Origin of the sequence: Enterobacter sp. DN (assembly GCF_046054285.1) — a bacterium.
Lineage (GTDB): Bacteria > Pseudomonadota > Gammaproteobacteria > Enterobacterales > Enterobacteriaceae > Enterobacter > Enterobacter hormaechei_C.
In genome coordinates, this window is sequence record NZ_JBJJTG010000002.1 from 439,318 (window position 1) to 456,501 (window position 17,184).

At 58.4% G+C, this 17,184-nt stretch carries 16 protein-coding genes; 6 read left to right on the forward strand and 10 right to left on the reverse strand.

What is annotated here, in order from left to right:
• Positions 1 to 85 precede the first annotated feature (85 nt).
• Both bioA and ACJTMZ_RS06670 read left to right on the forward strand, forming a co-directional pair.
• Positions 86 to 1,375 (forward strand): adenosylmethionine--8-amino-7-oxononanoate transaminase, encoded by a 1,290-nt coding sequence (gene bioA, locus ACJTMZ_RS06665; protein ID WP_017384943.1) that lies wholly within the window; start codon positions 86 to 88, stop codon positions 1,373 to 1,375.
• A gap of 47 nt (positions 1,376 to 1,422) precedes the next feature.
• Positions 1,423 to 1,899, forward strand: a complete 477-nt coding sequence (locus tag ACJTMZ_RS06670; RefSeq protein ID WP_003858531.1) for a kinase inhibitor — start codon at positions 1,423 to 1,425, stop codon at positions 1,897 to 1,899.
• Positions 1,900 to 1,983: 84 nt separating this feature from the next.
• Here ACJTMZ_RS06670 and hutH read toward each other — a convergent pair whose 3' ends face one another.
• The 5 genes from hutH to hutI form a co-directional block, all read right to left on the reverse strand.
• Positions 1,984 to 3,504 (reverse strand): histidine ammonia-lyase, encoded by a 1,521-nt coding sequence (hutH, locus tag ACJTMZ_RS06675; RefSeq protein ID WP_015571090.1) that lies wholly within the window; start codon positions 3,502 to 3,504, stop codon positions 1,984 to 1,986.
• On the reverse strand, positions 3,501 to 5,189 hold the full coding sequence (hutU, locus tag ACJTMZ_RS06680; RefSeq protein WP_003858533.1) for a urocanate hydratase: 1,689 nt from the start codon (positions 5,187 to 5,189) through the stop codon (positions 3,501 to 3,503). Before hutU ends, hutH begins: the two co-directional genes overlap by 4 nt.
• A gap of 127 nt (positions 5,190 to 5,316) precedes the next feature.
• Positions 5,317 to 6,051: a histidine utilization repressor gene (locus tag ACJTMZ_RS06685; RefSeq protein WP_017694120.1), complete on the reverse strand. Its 735-nt coding sequence runs from the start codon at positions 6,049 to 6,051 to the stop codon at positions 5,317 to 5,319.
• A 19-nt stretch (positions 6,052 to 6,070) separates the two neighbouring features.
• Positions 6,071 to 7,009: a formimidoylglutamase gene (gene hutG / locus ACJTMZ_RS06690; RefSeq protein WP_063658904.1), complete on the reverse strand. Its 939-nt coding sequence runs from the start codon at positions 7,007 to 7,009 to the stop codon at positions 6,071 to 6,073.
• Positions 7,006 to 8,229: an imidazolonepropionase gene (gene hutI / locus ACJTMZ_RS06695; RefSeq protein ID WP_126850411.1), complete on the reverse strand. Its 1,224-nt coding sequence runs from the start codon at positions 8,227 to 8,229 to the stop codon at positions 7,006 to 7,008. Before hutI ends, hutG begins: the two co-directional genes overlap by 4 nt.
• A gap of 223 nt (positions 8,230 to 8,452) precedes the next feature.
• Here hutI and ACJTMZ_RS06700 point away from each other — a divergent pair, with 223 nt between their 5' ends.
• Complete coding sequence (locus ACJTMZ_RS06700) at positions 8,453 to 9,736, forward strand: putative acyl-CoA thioester hydrolase (protein WP_252010876.1); 1,284 nt, start codon at positions 8,453 to 8,455, stop codon at positions 9,734 to 9,736.
• A 103-nt stretch (positions 9,737 to 9,839) separates the two neighbouring features.
• On the opposite strand, the gene pgl is transcribed toward ACJTMZ_RS06700, so the two are convergent.
• A complete protein-coding gene (gene pgl / locus ACJTMZ_RS06705; RefSeq protein WP_047735293.1) occupies positions 9,840 to 10,835 on the reverse strand; it encodes a 6-phosphogluconolactonase in 996 nt (331 codons plus the stop codon).
• 119 nt (positions 10,836 to 10,954) lie between these two features.
• Between pgl and ACJTMZ_RS06710 the strand changes: the two genes are divergently transcribed.
• Positions 10,955 to 11,773 carry a pyridoxal phosphatase gene (locus tag ACJTMZ_RS06710; protein ID WP_252010877.1) on the forward strand — a complete coding sequence of 273 codons (819 nt, stop codon included), beginning with the start codon at positions 10,955 to 10,957 and terminating at the stop codon, positions 11,771 to 11,773.
• Here the strand turns inward: ACJTMZ_RS06710 and modC are convergent, their stop codons facing one another.
• The 4 genes from modC to ACJTMZ_RS06730 all read right to left on the reverse strand — a co-directional run bounded on the left by modC (position 11,774) and on the right by ACJTMZ_RS06730 (position 14,628).
• Positions 11,774 to 12,832 carry a molybdenum ABC transporter ATP-binding protein ModC gene (modC, locus tag ACJTMZ_RS06715; RefSeq protein WP_017694124.1) on the reverse strand — a complete coding sequence of 353 codons (1,059 nt, stop codon included), beginning with the start codon at positions 12,830 to 12,832 and terminating at the stop codon, positions 11,774 to 11,776. It lies immediately after the preceding gene.
• Entirely contained in the window at positions 12,832 to 13,524 is a 693-nt protein-coding gene (gene modB / locus ACJTMZ_RS06720; RefSeq protein WP_015571097.1) for a molybdate ABC transporter permease subunit, read from the reverse strand. Before modB ends, modC begins: the two co-directional genes overlap by 1 nt.
• Positions 13,521 to 14,297 (reverse strand): molybdate ABC transporter substrate-binding protein, encoded by a 777-nt coding sequence (gene modA / locus ACJTMZ_RS06725; protein WP_015571098.1) that lies wholly within the window; start codon positions 14,295 to 14,297, stop codon positions 13,521 to 13,523. The genes modB and modA overlap by 4 nt, the downstream gene beginning before the upstream one ends.
• Positions 14,298 to 14,475: 178 nt before the next feature.
• The gene (locus ACJTMZ_RS06730; protein ID WP_003858549.1) at positions 14,476 to 14,628 is read right to left on the reverse strand and encodes an AcrZ family multidrug efflux pump-associated protein; all 153 of its coding nucleotides are present in this window, start codon (positions 14,626 to 14,628) and stop codon (positions 14,476 to 14,478) included.
• Between the two features lie 127 nt (positions 14,629 to 14,755).
• Here ACJTMZ_RS06730 and modE point away from each other — a divergent pair, with 127 nt between their 5' ends.
• Both modE and modF read left to right on the forward strand, forming a co-directional pair.
• A complete protein-coding gene (gene modE, locus ACJTMZ_RS06735) occupies positions 14,756 to 15,544 on the forward strand; it encodes a molybdenum-dependent transcriptional regulator (RefSeq protein WP_015571099.1) in 789 nt (262 codons plus the stop codon).
• Between the two features lie 67 nt (positions 15,545 to 15,611).
• Entirely contained in the window at positions 15,612 to 17,084 is a 1,473-nt protein-coding gene (gene modF / locus ACJTMZ_RS06740; RefSeq protein WP_017384953.1) for a molybdate ABC transporter ATP-binding protein ModF, read from the forward strand.
• The last annotated feature ends 100 nt before the right edge of the window (positions 17,085 to 17,184 follow it).

Consider the following 17,184-nt stretch of genomic DNA (forward strand, 5'->3'; position numbering starts at 1 on the left):
GGGCTTCTCCAAAGGGTTTTGTTAATTGTCGGTTCGGTTTATACTTGTAAACCTAAAACTTTTCAAAATGGTTTACAAGTCGATTATGACCCAGGACGATCTCGCCTTCGACAAGCAGCATATCTGGCACCCTTACACCTCCACGACCCGCCCCCTTCCCGTCTATCCGGTAGCCTCGGCCCACGGCTGCGAGCTGCATCTTGCCAGCGGCGAGCGGCTTGTTGACGGGATGTCCTCCTGGTGGGCGGCGATCCATGGCTACAACCACCCGCGACTGAACGCGGCGATGAAAGCGCAGATTGACCAGATGTCACACGTGATGTTTGGCGGGATCACGCATCAGCCCGCGGTGGATTTATGCCGTCGCCTGGTAGCGATGACGCCTGAATCGCTGGAGTGCGTTTTCCTGGCCGACTCCGGCTCGGTGGCCGTGGAAGTGGCGATGAAAATGGCGTTGCAGTACTGGCATGCGAAGGGCGAAACGCGCCAGCGGTTCCTTACCTTCCGCAACGGCTATCACGGCGACACTTTCGGCGCGATGTCGGTATGTGATCCGGACAACTCCATGCACAGCCTGTGGAAAGGCTATCTGCCGGAAAACCTGTTTGCGCCAGCCCCGCAGAGCCGCTTCGACGGCGAATGGGACGAGATGGACATGGTGGGCTTCGCGCGGCTGATGGCGGCCCATCGCCACGAGATTGCCGCCGTTATTCTCGAACCGATTGTGCAGGGCGCGGGCGGAATGCGGATGTACCATCCCGAGTGGCTGAAGCGCATTCGGAAGATGTGCGACCGCGAAGGGATCCTGCTGATTGCCGATGAGATCGCCACCGGCTTTGGCCGCACCGGGAAATTGTTCGCCTGCGAGCATGCGGGGATCGCGCCGGATATTCTGTGCCTGGGGAAAGCGCTCACCGGCGGCACCATGACGCTCTCCGCCACGCTTACCACCCGCCAGGTTGCCGATACCATCAGCGACGGCGACGCGGGCTGCTTTATGCACGGCCCGACGTTTATGGGCAACCCGCTGGCCTGCGCCGTGGCAAGCGAAAGCCTCGCCATTCTGGAAAGCGGCGCATGGCAGACGCAGGTGGCGGCGATTGAGGCGCAGCTGAAGCAGCAGTTAAGCGCGGCGGCGGAGGCGGAATACGTCGCGGACGTCCGCGTACTGGGCGCCATCGGGGTAATCGAGACAACGCATCCGGTGAACATGGCCGCGTTGCAGCGCTTCTTCGTTGACCAGGGCGTGTGGGTGCGACCTTTCGGTAAGCTGATTTACCTCATGCCGCCGTACAGCATTTCTGCGGATCAGCTCCGCAAGCTGACCGGGGCAGTGGTTGAAGCCGTTAACACTTCAGCGCATTTCGCGATTTAACCCCATGCGTTACACTTTCTGAATGAGTGAGTAACGAGGGAAATCGGATGAAAATCATCAGTAAAGATTTGCGCGACGGCGAAAAGCTGCCGGAACGTCACGTGTTTAACGGTATGGGTTATCAGGGGGATAATATCTCTCCCCATCTGGCGTGGGACGATGTGCCAGCGGGAACCAAAAGTTTTGTCGTGACCTGCTACGATCCGGATGCGCCAACCGGGTCGGGCTGGTGGCACTGGATCGTGGCAAACCTGCCCGCCGACACGCGCGTGCTGCCGCAGGGCTCCGGTTCCGATCTGGTTGCTCTGCCTGACGGTGCGATTCAGACGCGCACTGACTTTGGCAAAGCGGGCTACGGCGGCGCGGCGCCGCCAAAAGGGGAAACGCACCGCTATATCTTCACCGTGCACGCGCTGGATGTGGACAAGATTGAGGTCGACGAAGGGGCGAGCGGCGCGATGGTAGGCTTTAACGTGCATTTCCATTCGCTGGGCAGCGCGTCGATTACGGCGATGTATTCGTAAAAAAAGCCGGGTGGCGGCTACGCCTTACCCGGCCTACATTTCGCACTCGTAGGCCCGGTAAGCGCAGCGCCACCGGGCATAAAATCACAGCACCGATGGTAACAGCCCCACCAGCCGTCCTTCCTCCAGAAGCTGCATCGCCTTATCAATATCCGGCGCAAAGAAGCGGTCGTCATCGTAGTGCGTAACGTGCTCGCGCAGTTCCTGGCGCGCCTGCTCCAGCAGCGGGCTGGATTTTAGCCCTTCGCGCAAATCAATACCCTGACACGCCGCCAGCCACTCCACCGCCAGCACGCCGCGGGTGTTAGAGGCCATCTCCCAGAGGCGACGCCCGGCAGCCGGGGCCATCGAAACGTGATCTTCCTGGTTGGCTGAGGTTGGCAGGCTGTCCACGCTGTGCGGATGCGACAGGGCTTTGTTCTCGCTTGCCAGTGCCGCGGCGGTGACCTGGGCTATCATGAAGCCCGAGTTCACGCCGCCGTTGCGCACCAGGAATGGCGGCAGCTGGGACATGTGCTTATCCATCATCAGCGCGATTCGACGCTCAGACAGCGCCCCGATTTCGGCAATCGCCAGGGCGATATTATCTGCGGCCATCGCCACCGGCTCGGCGTGGAAGTTACCGCCAGAAACCACCTCGTTTTCCTGAGCAAATACCAGTGGGTTATCGGACACCGCATTGGCTTCGACCAGCAGCACTTCTGCCGCCTGGCGCAGCTGCGTCAGGCATGCGCCCATCACCTGCGGCTGGCAGCGCAGGGAATACGGATCCTGCACCTTCTCACAGTTGTGATGCGAATCGGCAATGTCGCTGGTATCGGTAAGTACGTGGCGGTACATGGCGGCGGCATCAATCTGACCGCGCTGGCCGCGCACCTCGTGGATGCGGGCATCGAACGGACGACGCGAGCCGAGCACCGCCTCAGTGGTCAGTGCACCGCACACCACCGCCGAGGCGAACAGATCTTCCGCTTCAAACAGACCGCGCAGCGCGAACGCGGTCGACGCCTGCGTGCCGTTGAGCAGCGCCAGCCCCTCTTTTGCCGCGAGGGTGATCGGCGTTAAGCCAGCTTTTTTCAGCGCCTCTTTCGCAGGCAGCCACTCCCCTTGCCAGCGCGCCTGGCCTTCACCCAGCAGGAGCAGCGACATATGCGCCAGCGGCGCCAGATCGCCGGAGGCGCCGACGGAGCCCTTCGCCGGGATCCACGGATAAACTTCCGCATTGACCAGCGCCATCAGCGCCTGGATCACGCTCAGACGAATGCCGGAAAACCCACGCGCCAGGCTGTTGATTTTCAACACCATCATCAGGCGGACGATCTCATCGTCCAGCGGCTGGCCAACCCCCGCCGCGTGCGACAGCACCAGCGAACGCTGTAAATTCTCCAGATCGTGCGTGGCGATGCGGGTCTGCGCCAGCAGGCCAAACCCGGTATTGATGCCGTAGGCGGTGCGCCCCTCCGCCACAATCGCCTCCACGCAGGCCACGCTGTCGTTAATGGCACGGTGGGCGCTTTCATCAAGGGAGAGTGTCACCGGCTGACGCCAGACGTGACGCAGCTGTTTGAGCGTCAGCGAGCCGGGAGTAAGTGTTAACGCGTTCATGCAGGCTTTCCTTGTGTGGCGGGGATCATCGGCAGGTTCAGGCCCTGCTCTTTGGCACAATCAATGGCAATCTCGTAACCCGCATCCGCGTGACGCATCACGCCGGTTGCCGGGTCGTTGTGCAGCACGCGAGCGATACGCGCGGCCGCTTCATCAGTTCCGTCACAGACGATGACCATCCCGGAGTGCTGGGAGAAGCCCATCCCGACGCCGCCGCCGTGGTGCAGCGATACCCAGGTCGCGCCGCTGGCGGTGTTCAGCAGGGCATTCAGCAGCGGCCAGTCGGAGACCGCATCCGAGCCGTCGCGCATGGCTTCGGTTTCACGGTTCGGACTGGCGACAGAGCCGGAGTCCAGGTGGTCGCGGCCAATGACGATCGGCGCGGAGACTTCGCCGCTGCGCACCATTTCGTTAAAGGCGAGGCCGAGTTTTTGCCGCCACTCCAGCCCGACCCAGCAGATACGCGCCGGCAGGCCCTGGAAGTTAATGCGTTCGCGCGCCATATCCAGCCAGCGATGCAGGTGTTCGTCATCGGCGACAATCTCTTTCACTCTGGCGTCGGTTTTGTAGATATCCTCCGGATCGCCGGACAGGGCAACCCAGCGGAACGGCCCAATGCCGCGGCAGAACAGAGGACGGATATAGGCGGGCACGAAGCCGGGGAAGTCAAAGGCGTTATTCACCCCCATTTCTTTCGCCATCTGGCGGATGTTATTCCCGTAATCAAAGGTCGGAATACCCATCTTACTGAAGGCCAGCATCGCGGAGACGTGTTCCGCCATGGCGCGTTTAGCCGCCAGTACCGTGCCCTCAGGATCGGTTTCCGCTTTTTGCTGGTAGTCTTCCCACGTCCAGCCTTTTGGCAGATAGCCGTGAAGCGGATCGTGAGCGCTGGTCTGGTCGGTGACCAGATCCGGACGCACGCCGCGCGCCACCAGTTCCGGCAGAATATCCGCCGCGTTGCCGCACAGGGCAACCGACACGGCTTTGCCTTCAGCGGTGTACTTTTTGATGCGCGCCAGCGCGTCATCGAGGTTGTCGGCCTGTTCATCGACATAGCGGGTACGCAGACGGAAATCGATGCGGCTCTGCTGGCACTCAATGTTCAGGGAGCACGCGCCCGCCAGCGTCGCGGCCAGCGGCTGCGCGCCGCCCATGCCGCCCAGTCCGGCGGTGAGCACCCAGCGGCCTTTCAGTGATCCGTTATAGTGCTGACGGCCCGCTTCCACGAAGGTTTCATACGTGCCCTGCACAATCCCCTGGCTGCCGATGTAGATCCAGCTACCCGCGGTCATCTGGCCGTACATGGCCAGCCCTTTTGCGTCCAGCTCGTTGAAGTGTTCCCACGTCGCCCAGTGCGGCACCAGGTTGGAGTTGGCAATCAGCACGCGGGGCGCATTTTTATGGGTTTTGAATACGCCAACCGGTTTGCCGGATTGCACCAGCAGCGTTTCGTCGTTTTCGAGATTCGTCAAAGACTCAACAATCGCGTCATAGCACGCCCAGTTGCGCGCGGCGCGGCCAATGCCGCCGTAGACCACCAGCTCGTGGGGATTTTCTGCTACCTCAGGATCAAGGTTGTTCATCAACATGCGCAGCGGTGCTTCGGTGAGCCAGCTTTTTGCGGTGAGCGTGGTGCCGCGCGCGGCGCGGACATCCTGCTTGCGGTATTTATCTGACGACATTGTGTGTTCCTCATAAGGGACAGGTGATGCATTTAGATATACTTGTATAGACAAGCACACACAAGGTCGGATTTAACAAAAAAGATACAATTTTGCTATATTGCGTTAGCGATCACGCTTATAAAACTTATGACATAAAGTGGCCCTGCAACCGGTAGCGATTCCCCGGGAATAGCAGCTTCGCATGCGACACAATTTGCGAGGACGACCAGGTACGACGGCGGATCAGCAGACAGGGATCGTGCTCTTTAATACGCAACAGCACGCACTCCTGCGGCGTGGCGCGCACGGCTTCCACGATATGCTCCCCTTCCGTCAGCGGGGCGACGAGCGAGAGATACGCATGCGGTGTGGTTTGGGTGTAATCCTGGCTCAGGTAATCCGGTATCCGCTCCGCGTTGACGCAGCGATCTTCAATCTGGACCGGAATGTCGTTCTCATAATGCACCATCACCGAATGGAAAATCCGGGTGCCCTCGGTAACGTTCAGCTCGATGGCCTGTTCGGCGCTGGCCTGCGTCTCTTCAAGCACCAGCACCTCGCAGTGGTGCTGATGGTTGCGGGCGGCAATTTCATCGGCAATGCTGCGGATTTCAAACAGCGCCGACTGTCCTTTTGGCTCGGCGACAAAGGTTCCGACACCCTGCAAACGCACCAGCAACCCTTCATCGGTCAGTTCACGCAGTGCGCGGTTGATGGTCATTCGGCTAAAGCCAAACTGCGCCACCAGCTCGGCCTCGGACGGAATGCGGTCGTGCGGGCGCCAGACGCCGGCGGCGATTTTTTCGCTGATCGCCTGCTTCACCTTTTCGTAAAAAGGCGCGGGAGGGCTCGGCTGCGGCAGGGGCGAGCGTGAAAACATCATGACTCCTTGAATGTTGTTATGCCCACCAGTGAGCAATTTGCCAGGCCAGTCGGGCGGCGAGCTTAGCGCCCTGTCCGTCCCGATCGTAGTGCGGATTAAATTCCACCAGATCCGCCGCCTGTAGTTTACCGCTTCGGCAGATACGCTCAATCACCGGGAACAGATCCAGCGCCGGGATCCCCAACGCCGCAGGGGCGGACACGGCGGGCATTTCTGCGGCAGGCAACACATCAAGGTCAACGGTGAGATAAACCCGGTCTGCCTGCGCAAGCACGCTATCCAGCGCGGATAGCGCATCCCGGCGAAAATCGAGATCTTCAACCAGCGTCACGTTCAACCGCTCAGCTTCCTCCCACAGCGCCTGAGTATTCGCCGCACGGCTTACCCCCAGGCAGGCGTAGTGAAACACCCGCGAATGAGACGCGCAGTAGTGCGCCAGCTGGCGGAACGGCGTGCCGGACGTTGCCCGTTCGGCCTTGCGTAAATCGAGGTGCGCATCCAGGTTGATCACCGCAAGGCGATCGTTCGGAAAGGCGTCCAGCACGCCGCGCCCGTGCGCCCAGGCGGTTTCATGTCCACCACCGAAAACCAGAGTACGCATCCCGGATTGCTGGCACGCGGTTATGGCCTCGCTCAGCGCCTGCTGTGCCGCCTCCAGCGCGTGGCCTTCAACATAAATAGCGCCCATATCCACGAGGCGCGCATGCCCCTGATGGCTCGCCATATTCGCCAGCGCGCCACGCAACACATCGGGTGCCTGTGCAGCACCGGGCCTGCCCTGGTTACGCTTAACCCCTTCATCACATTCAAAGCCCAGCAGGGCGATGCCTGACGGCGCGGGAGAAAAGTGTTTGCGCTGCTGTATGGTCTGGAAGAGACGTTTCGCGGTGCTGGACTCGGCGCTGTCGTCACGACCCTGCCAGACCTGCGGAGAGACGGGATGCCACAGTTTCATGCTACCTGCCCCCGAAACACGCGTTGATACATAGGATTCCGCCCCGGCTCGTAAACCATCTCAACCGGATGATTCGCCTCCCAGACGACGAAATCAGCCACATAACCGGGCTTTAACTGCCCGTGCGTCGCACCACGTCCTAGCGCCTGCGCCGCATGCCGCGTCACGCCAGCCCAGGCCTCTTCCGGCGTGAGGCCAAACTGGACGCAGGCCATGTTCATTGCCAGATGCAGGCTGGCAAACGGGCTGGTGCCCGGATTGTAGTCGGTAGCCACCGCCATCGGCACGCCCTGCTCTCTCAGCTGCGCCACCGGTGGACGCTGGCGCTCCTGAAGAAAATAGAACGCGCCGGGGAGCAATACCGCCACCGTGCCGCTTTGCGCCATCGCCTGAATACCTGCATCATCGAGATACTCAATATGATCGGCCGACAGCCCTTTATACTGGCTGACCAGCGCCGCGCCGCCGAGATTCGACAGTTGTTCTACATGCCCTTTTACCGGGATCCCGAGCGCGGCGGCGGCCCGGAACAGGCGCTCGGTTTGCGCCGGGGTAAAGCCGACGTTTTCACAAAACACGTCCACCGCTTCAAATAACTCTTTTTGCCACAGCGTGGGCATGATCTGCTCACAGACCAGCGCCAGATAGGCATCCGGATCCTGTCGGTACTCGGCAGGAACGGCGTGCGCGGCCAGCAGCGTCGGGCTGATATCGACCAGATTATTCAGGCTGAGCTGGCGGGCAACCAGCAGCATTTTCTCTTCGGCTTCGGCATTCAGTCCGTATCCCGATTTGATTTCAACGGTCGTTACGCCTTCATTCATCAGCCGCTGGAGTCGCTGCTGCGCCACCGTCAGGAGCGTTTCCGGCGAACTGTTGCGGGTGGCCGTGACCGTGGCGTTAATTCCGCCGCCCTGCGCGCTAATGGTCTGATATGACACGCCGTTAAGCCGTTGCTCCCATTCCGCTGCGCGATCGCCGCCGAACACCAGATGGGTGTGGCAATCGATCAGGCCGGGGGTAACCAGACGCCCGTCGAGATCGACACACTGACGATGCCCGGAGGGGATCCCGGATTCAGGAATAATGGCCAGAATCGTCTGGCCGCGCACAACGAGGGCATGTTGTTCTCTCAGGCCGTAGGGCTCCGCCTCCCCTGTCGCCAGGGTTGCCAGTCGCGCATTTCGCCATATCACATCATCGGGATGAAGCTGCTGCATGTGCCTTCCACTTGTCATGGGTTGTATAGACATTTATTTTCATCTGCCGCCCGCTGTCAACCGCATTGGGGGAAAATGTTATTTATTTGTGATGACTTTCCCGTCGCCTGCGGGCAAAAATGCAACTTTTCCGGTTTTTATCTTCCCGTTTCGCTCAACTTAGTATAAAAAAGCAGGCTATTTCGTCTATCCAGATAAGACTTGCATACCCAGGAGCATTACCTTGAATATTTCCAGGATTTCCCGTCTGGCGTTGGCACTCGCCTTTGGCGTGACTTTATCCGCTTGCAGTTCAACACCACCGGATCAGCAACCTTCTGAGCAGGTTGCTCCGGGCACCGCTTCCCGTCCGATCCTGTCAGCGGCTGAAGCGAAGAACTTCACCCGTGAGCACTATTTCTCGGCGATGGATCCCAATGCAGCCCCGCGGACGCCTTCTTCTATTAACCTGCCGAAACAGCCAGACTTCGTTGTCGGCCCGGCCGGGGCGCAGGGTGTAACTCACTCCTCTATTCAGGCAGCCGTTGATGCGGCAATCACCAAACACAGCGCATCTCGTCAGTACATTGCCATCCTGCCGGGTGAATACGAAGGAACCGTTTATGTTCCGGCGGCACCGGGAAGCATTACGCTTTACGGCCTGGGCGAAAAAGCGGTCGACGTAAAAATTGGCCTGGCGATTGATTCAGAGATCGACAGCACCACCTGGCGCCGTCTGGTGAACCCGGCCGGTAAATACATGCCAGGTAAACCGGCGTGGTATATGTTTGATAACTGCCAGCGCAAGCGTGCCGCCACCATTGGCGTGATGTGTTCGGCGGTATTCTGGTCACAGAACAATGGCCTGCAATTGCAGAACCTGACCATTCAGAACACCCTGGGCGACAGCGTTGACGCAGGTAATCATCAGGCCGTGGCGCTGCGTAGCGATGGCGACAAAGTACAGATTAACAACGTCAATATCCTGGGCCGCCAGAACACCTTCTTCGTGACCAACAGCGGCGTGCAGAATACCCTTCAGAACAACCGTCTGACGCGTACTCTGGTCACCAACAGCTACATTGAAGGCGACGTGGATATGGTCTCTGGCCGCGGCGCGGTGGTATTTGATAACACCGACTTCCGCGTGGTGAATTCACGTACGCAGCAGGAAGGTTACGTCTTTGCCCCGGCCACGCAGTCTAACCTGTTCTATGGCTTCCTGGCCGTGAATAGCCGCTTTACTGCTGCTGGCGATGGCGTGGCGCAGCTTGGTCGCTCTCTGGACGTGGACTCCGCCACTAACGGCCAGGTCGTGATCCGCGACAGCGTGATTAACGAAGGCTTTAACATGGCAAAACCGTGGGCGGATGCGGCGATCTCGAAACGTCCTTTCTCCGGCAACACCGGCACGGTGGATGAGAAAGACAACGTGCAGCGTAACCTGAATGACGCTAACTTTAACCGCATGTGGGAATATAACAACCGCGGTCTGGGTAGCAAAGTGGTTGCTGAGCCGAAGCAGTAAAATGCCTGCTGCCGGGTGGCGGCTGCGCCTTACCCGGCCTACCTCATGCATTAACCGCGCATAAAAAAAACCTCGCATTTGCGAGGTTTTTTTCGTCTACGGATCAATGAGCGTTAATCACAACCCACATCGGCCCTTGTCCGACCGCATAGCGTCCTTTCTCTTCCAGTAGACCCTGCACGCCCTGGATTTCATAGAGCGCAATGTGGTGGGATTTCTGCCCCGCCGCAATCAGGTATTTGCCGCTGTGATCGACATTAAAGCCGCGCGGCTGGGTTTCTGTCGGCTGGAAGCCTTCAACTGCCAGAACGCTGCCGTCTTCAGAGACGCTGAAGATGGTGATCAGACTGGAGGTACGGTCACAGGCATACAGGTGACGGCCATCCGGCGTAATGTGAATGTCTGCCGCCCAGCGTGTGTCGGAGAAATCAGATGGCATCATGTCCAGCGTCTGTACGCACTCGATCTGCCCGTTAGGATCGTTCAGTTCCCACACGTCTACCGAGCTGTTCAGCTCGTTAACGACATAGGCATACTGCTGATTCGGATGGAAGACCATGTGGCGCGGGCCTGCGCCTTCCACGGTGGTGACTTCCGCCGGGCTCTGCGCGACCAGATGGCCGTCATCGCTCAGGGTGAACAGGCAGATGCGGTCCTGCTTAAGCGCTGGCACCCACAGCGTGCGGTTATCCGGCGAAATGTTGGCGGAGTGGCAACCTTCGAGCCCTTCTACCACGTCGACGGTTTCAACGGGAATACCGTCTTCCAGGCGGGTGATGCTCACGCAGCCTGCATTGTAGGAGCCGCTGAAGATAAAGTTGCCTTTATGGTCAGTGGAAATATGGGTCGGGCTGCCCGGCAGCGGGGCTTCTGCGGTATAGGTCAGCGCGCCGTCGTCCGGGGAGATGCGGTATGCCAGCACGCGGAATTCCGGGCGTACGCCGACATAAAGAAAACGTTTATCCGGGCTGACGACCATCGGCTGCACCTGGCCTGGCACATCAACAACCTGAACCAGCGTAAGCGAACCTTCTGTATTCAAACGCCAGACATGGATCTGCTGACTTTCAGGACTGGCGGTATAAACGGTTTGTTTCATGAATACTCCTGATTATTTTTAACGGTGAATGCTGAATTGTAGTCCGGGATTTTGCAGGGTTCCGCTCTCGGTGTACCATCCCGACAGACCTTAAATTCAACATTAACCCGGAAGAAAAAATGACCTCGCGAGTGATTGCCCTGGATTTAGACGGAACACTGCTTACCCCTCAGAAAACCCTGCTCCCCTCTTCTCTTGAGGCCCTCAAACGAGCCCAGGAAGCGGGGTATCAACTTCTCATCGTAACGGGTCGACATCACGTAGCCATTCATCCTTTTTATCAGGCACTGGGCTTAGATACACCTGCAATTTGTTGTAATGGCACCTATTTGTATGATTATCAGGCAAAAAAGGTTTTAGCCTCCGATCCGCTTCCCGTTACGCAGGCGCTGCAATTGATTGATTTACTGGATGAGCATGCCATTCACGGCCTGATGTATGTGGACAACGCCATGGTGTATGAACGCCCTACCGGCCATGTGATCCGCACCAGCAACTGGGCTCTGTCTCTGCCGGAAGCGCAGCGTCCGGTGTTCACTCAGGTTTCCTCCCTGCGCCAGGCGGCGGAAGACGTCGACGCAATCTGGAAATTTGCCCTGACCGATGAAGACACCGCCAAACTGAATACCTTCGCAAAACATGTCGAGCATACGCTGGGTCTGGAATGTGAATGGTCCTGGCACGATCAGGTGGATATCGCCCGCAAAGGCAACAGCAAAGGAAAGCGTCTGACCCAGTTCGTCGAATCGCAGGGCGGATCAATGCAGGACGTAATTGCCTTCGGCGATAACTATAACGACATCAGCATGCTGGAAGCGTCCGGAACGGGCGTGGCGATGGGTAATGCCGATAACGCGGTGAAAGCGCGCGCTGACGTGGTGATTGGCGATAACACCACCGACAGCATCGCGCAATATATTTATACCCACCTGCTGTAATCAGGCGGTTATGGAAACGCTCTTGATTTGCGCGTAAAGCCACAGGCCAGGCTTGATGCCCAGCTCATCCCTGGCCCACGGGCTGATGCGCGCCCACAGCGTTCTGTTGCCTACTTCCAGCTGCACTTCCACCTGGCCGTTATCATCAAAACACTGCGCCACTTTTGCGCGCAAAATATTGCGGATACTGGTTTGCAGCGGCGGTTGCAGGACCAGGGAGACATCCGACGCCTGAATGCGGATCCGTAACGTGGACTGAATCGGCGTATCGATTTTATTCACCCACAAATGCTGATCGCCCAGCGCCAGCGCGGTCATCGCGTAGTGCGGATGGTGCTCCAGCACGCTCACCTTCAGAATGCTGCTCTGCTGCTCCTTTGGCAGCCATGGATGCATAACACTGCTGCCCCACACCTCCTCCAGATTGCCGAATGCCTTCACCCTGCCCGCTTCCAGCACCAGCACTTTGTCGGCCAGATGTAAAATCTCATCCAGCGAATGGCTGACGTAGAGCATTGGCACATTGATTTCCCGCGCCAGACGTTGCAGATACGGCAGCAGCTCGCGCTTGCGCGGAATATCCAGCGAGGCCAGCGGCTCATCCAGCAGTAACAGTTCCGGCGCGGTTAACAGGGCGCGGCCAATCGCCACGCGCTGTTTTTCACCACCCGACAGCGACGACGGCAGACGATCCAGCAGCGGTTCGATGCCCAGCAGCGCCACTAGCTTATCGAACTGTCCGGCCATGTTTTTTGCCATGCCGTAACGCAGGTTCCCGCGAACGCTGTAGTGCGGAAACAGGCGCGCATCCTGAAACACATAGCCGATGCGACGTTTGTCCGGTGACAGGCAGACCTTCTTCTCCGCGTCATTCAAGACGCGGTTATTTAACACAATACGGCCAGACTGGGGACGCGTCAGGCCGCTAATCGCATTAATCAGCGACGTTTTCCCCGCCCCGGACACGCCAAAAATGGCGGTGATACCGCTGGCAGGCAGCGTTTCGTTCAGCGTCAGCGTGTGGCTGCCCAGGGTTTGCGTAAAGTTGAGTTCCAGCATCACGGTTTCCCCATCCGTTCACGGCTGAGGCGCGCCAGCCACTCAGACACCAGCAGCGAGACCAGAGCGAGCACAATTGAAATAATACACAGCCGGGCCGCCGCACCTTCGCCGCCTGGGGTCTGAATCAGGGTATACATGGCCGACGGGATGGTCCGCGTCTCGCCGGGAATGTTCGACACAAAGGTGATGGTCGCGCCAAACTCACCCAGCGAGCGGGCGAAGGCTAACACCGTACCGACGATAATGCCCGGTAACGTCAGCGGAAGCGTAATGGTCAGGAATACCCGCCAGCGGCCTGCGCCCAGCGTGCGGGCGGCCTGTTCTAACCGAGTATCCACCCCTTCCAGCGCCAGACGGATAGCGCGCACCATCAGCGGGAAGGACATCACCGCCGCGGCCAGAACCGCGCCGCGCCAGCTGAAAGCAAAGGTCAGGCCGAACCAGTCGTACAGCCATTCGCCGATAAAGCCGCGTCGACCCATGGAGATCAGCAGCAGATATCCGACCACCACAGGCGGTAAGACAAGCGGAAGATGGAGAACACTGTCGAGCAGGGCTTTGCCTGGAAACTTCACGCGAACCAGTAACCAGGCAAAGAACACCCCAAAGGGCAAACTCAGCGCAACCGCCAGGGAAGAGACTTTCAGGCTCAGCAGCACGGCCTGCCATTCAGGTTCGGTCAATATCATTCGTGAGTCGTAAATCCGTAACGTTTAAAGATCGCGGACGCTTCCGGCCCCTTCAGGTAGTCAACGAAGGCCGTCACGCTCGCATTTTTATGTCCATCAACTATCGCAACAGGATATTCCACTTTCTTATGCGAGTCTTCCGGGAAGGTGCCTACCACCTTCACACCTTTACTGGCGACGGCATCGGAGCCGTAAACGATCCCGAGTGGCGCTTCGTTACGCTCCACCAGCGCCAGCGCGCCACGCACATCTTCTGCGGGAGCCAGCTTCGGCGATAAGGTCTCCCACGCGCCCAGTTTTTGTAGCGCTTCTTTCGCATAAATCCCGGCAGGAACATGCTCCGGATCGCCTACCGCCAGACGGCCACCGTTGAGCAGCCGGGTCCAGTCCGTCTGTTTGTTGATGGCGATGTCGTCCTGCTTGCTGTTTGCGGGCGCGACCACCACCAGGCTATTTCCCAGCAGCGTTTCGCGGGTAGCCGTATCAACAGCTTTTTTCTCCACCGCGTAATCCATCCATTTCTGATCGGCAGAGATGAACAGATCCGCGGGCGCCCCCGCTTCAATCTGGCGGGCCAGCGTGGATGAGGAGGCAAACGACGAGACCACCTCGACGTTTTTCTCTTTTTTGTATACCGCAGCAATATCCTGCATCGCGTTAGTCAGCGACGCCGCCGCAAAGACCGTGATTTTTCCTTCATCCGCCAGCGCGTGGCCGGTGAGTGAGAGAGTCAGCGTGGCCCCTGCGAAAAGGCGTACCCATGAACGTGCCATTTGAAGCTCCTGTGCGTATCGTTATATACAAATAAATATAACGACATATCGCAGGCGTTCCTAGCGCTAAATCGTACCCATTAATGCGTAAACTCAAGGAACGTTGTAAAAGATATCGGCGGGAGAGGAATAAACTTGAGAGCAAAACGCCCGGGCTGGCCGGGCGTTTTGGAGGAAATCATTGCTGCTTTTTAGGCTGGTCACGACGATGACCAATGTTCGAAAAGACGTTGAACACTTCACCCAGGCCGTAGATGGCACCGAGGATGATAGCCATCACTACTGGCACCATGATTACCGCGAATACCAGACTTTTCAACAACTCTAACATGGTTTTCTCCAGATCTTGTGAACGGCTTATTCTACCCTGAAAAGTAAGAAAAACATCCCCTTTTGTGCGGTGCGCTTTCCGCCCCCGGGCATTTGGGTCACAATAGCCTTTTTGCCGGGACACTGTTATGCAGGCCGAAATTCTCCTCACCCTACGACTTCAGCAGAAGCTTTTCGCCGATCCGCGACGTATCGCCCTGTTAAAACAAATAGAACAAACTGGCTCGATTAGCCAGGGAGCTAAAAACGCCGGCATCAGCTATAAAAGCGCCTGGGATGCAATTAACGACATGAACACCCTGAGCGAACACACGCTGGTTGAGCGCGCCACCGGCGGGAAAGGCGGCGGCGGCGCCGTGTTGACGCGTTATGGGCAACGTCTGATCCAGCTCTACGATTTACTGGCGCAGATCCAGCAAAAAGCATTTGATGTGCTGAGCGATGACGACAATCTGCCGCTGGACAGCCTGCTGGGCGCCATCTCCCGTTTCTCTTTGCAGACCAGCGCCCGCAACCAGTGGTTTGGTACGGTGACGGGGCGCGATCATTCGCAGGTGCAGGAGCATATCGAGATCCTGCTCGCGGACGGTACGACGCGTCTGAAAGCCGCCATCACCGCGCAAAGTGGTCAACGCCTTGGGCTGAACGAAGGTCAGGAGGTGCTGGTATTACTCAAAGCGCCCTGGATCAGCATCGCACTCAACCCTGAGCAGGCCGCAGAGGCCGACAACCAGCTACGCGGGCGTATCAGCCACATCGAGCGCGGCGCAGAACAGTGTGAAGTGCTGATGACCCTGCCGGATGGACAGTTGCTCTGCGCCACCGTTCCGGTGAACGACGCGACCGAATTAGACGAAGGTGCTGTGGTGACCGCATATTTCAATGCAGACCGGGTAATTATCGCCACATTGTGCTAAGCGCATTGACAACCCCGTTAACACTGAGTATCCCTGACATCTCTTGCTGCAAAAAATGGGATAACACATGTCATCATTGCATATTTCGCAAGGCACGTTTCGTCTTAGCGATACCCGTACCTTATCGCTGCCAGAGTTAACCCTTCGCGCCGGAGAAAGCTGGGCGTTTGTGGGCACGAATGGCAGCGGAAAATCCGCGCTGGCCCGCGCCCTGGCAGGCGAATTAACCCAACTGAAGGGTGAACGTCGGTGCACCTTTACCCGGCTGACGCGCCTTTCCTTCGAACAGCTGCAAAAGCTGGTCAGCGATGAGTGGCAGCGTAACAATACCGATTTGCTCAGCCCCGGCGAAGAAGATACCGGCCGCACGACGGCGGAAATTATCCAGGATGAGATAAAAGATCCTGCCCGCTGCCAGCAGCTGGCGGAACAATTTGGCATTACCGCCCTGCTTAATCGCCGCTTTAAATACCTTTCAACCGGTGAAACGCGCAAAACGCTGCTGTGTCAGGCGCTGATGAGCGAGCCGGAACTCCTGATCCTGGATGAACCGTTTGACGGACTGGATGTGCAGTCCCGCGCGCAACTGGCAGCGTTGCTGGCGTCGCTTAACCAGCAGGGATACACGCTTGTGCTGGTTCTTAACCGCTTTGATGAGATCCCGGATTTCGTACATTATGCGGGCGTGCTGGCGGACTGTAGCCTGACCGAAACCGGCGAGAAAGCCGTACTGCTTCGGCAGGCGCTGATTGCGCAGCTGGCGCACAGCGAGAAACTGGACGGTATTGCCCTGCCGGAGCCGGATGCGCCTTCAGCACGCCACGGGCTGGAGCCTGACCAGCCGCGCATTGTGCTGCGCGATGGGGTGGTTGCTTACGACGATCGCCCTATTCTTAATCACCTCAGCTGGACGGTTAATCCTGGTGAGCACTGGCAGATCGTCGGCCCCAACGGGGCGGGTAAATCCACGCTGCTGAGCCTGATCACCGGGGATCACCCGCAGGGATACAGCAACGATCTCACCCTGTTCGGCCGTCGCCGCGGCAGCGGGGAAACCATCTGGGATATCAAAAAGCACATCGGCTATGTCAGCAGCAGCCTGCACCTGGACTACCGGGTGAGCACCACGGTGCGAAACGTGATCCTCTCTGGCTTCTTCGACTCCATTGGTATTTATCAGGCGGTATCCGACAAGCAGCACAAGCTGGCGCAGCAGTGGCTGGATATTCTGGGTATGGATAACCGGGTCGCCGATGCGCCATTCCACAGCCTGTCGTGGGGGCAGCAGCGGCTGGCATTGATCGTCCGCGCGCTGGTCAAGCACCCTACGCTGCTGATTCTTGACGAACCGTTGCAGGGGCTGGATCCGCTCAACCGTCAGCTGATCCGCCGCTTTGTGGATGTCCTGATTAGCGAAGGTGAAACCCAGCTGCTGTTTGTGTCCCACCATGCTGAAGATGCCCCGTCCTGCATCACCCATCGGCTGGAATTTGTCCCTGACGGCGAGCAATACCGCTACCTGCTGAGCAAAATCGATTAACACATGGAGGGCGCTGCCCTCCGCTTTTCAGACAACCTGCAACAATACATCTCTATCTCTTTGATCTACAATGCACTCAGTCTGTGAAAAAGCGCGTGTG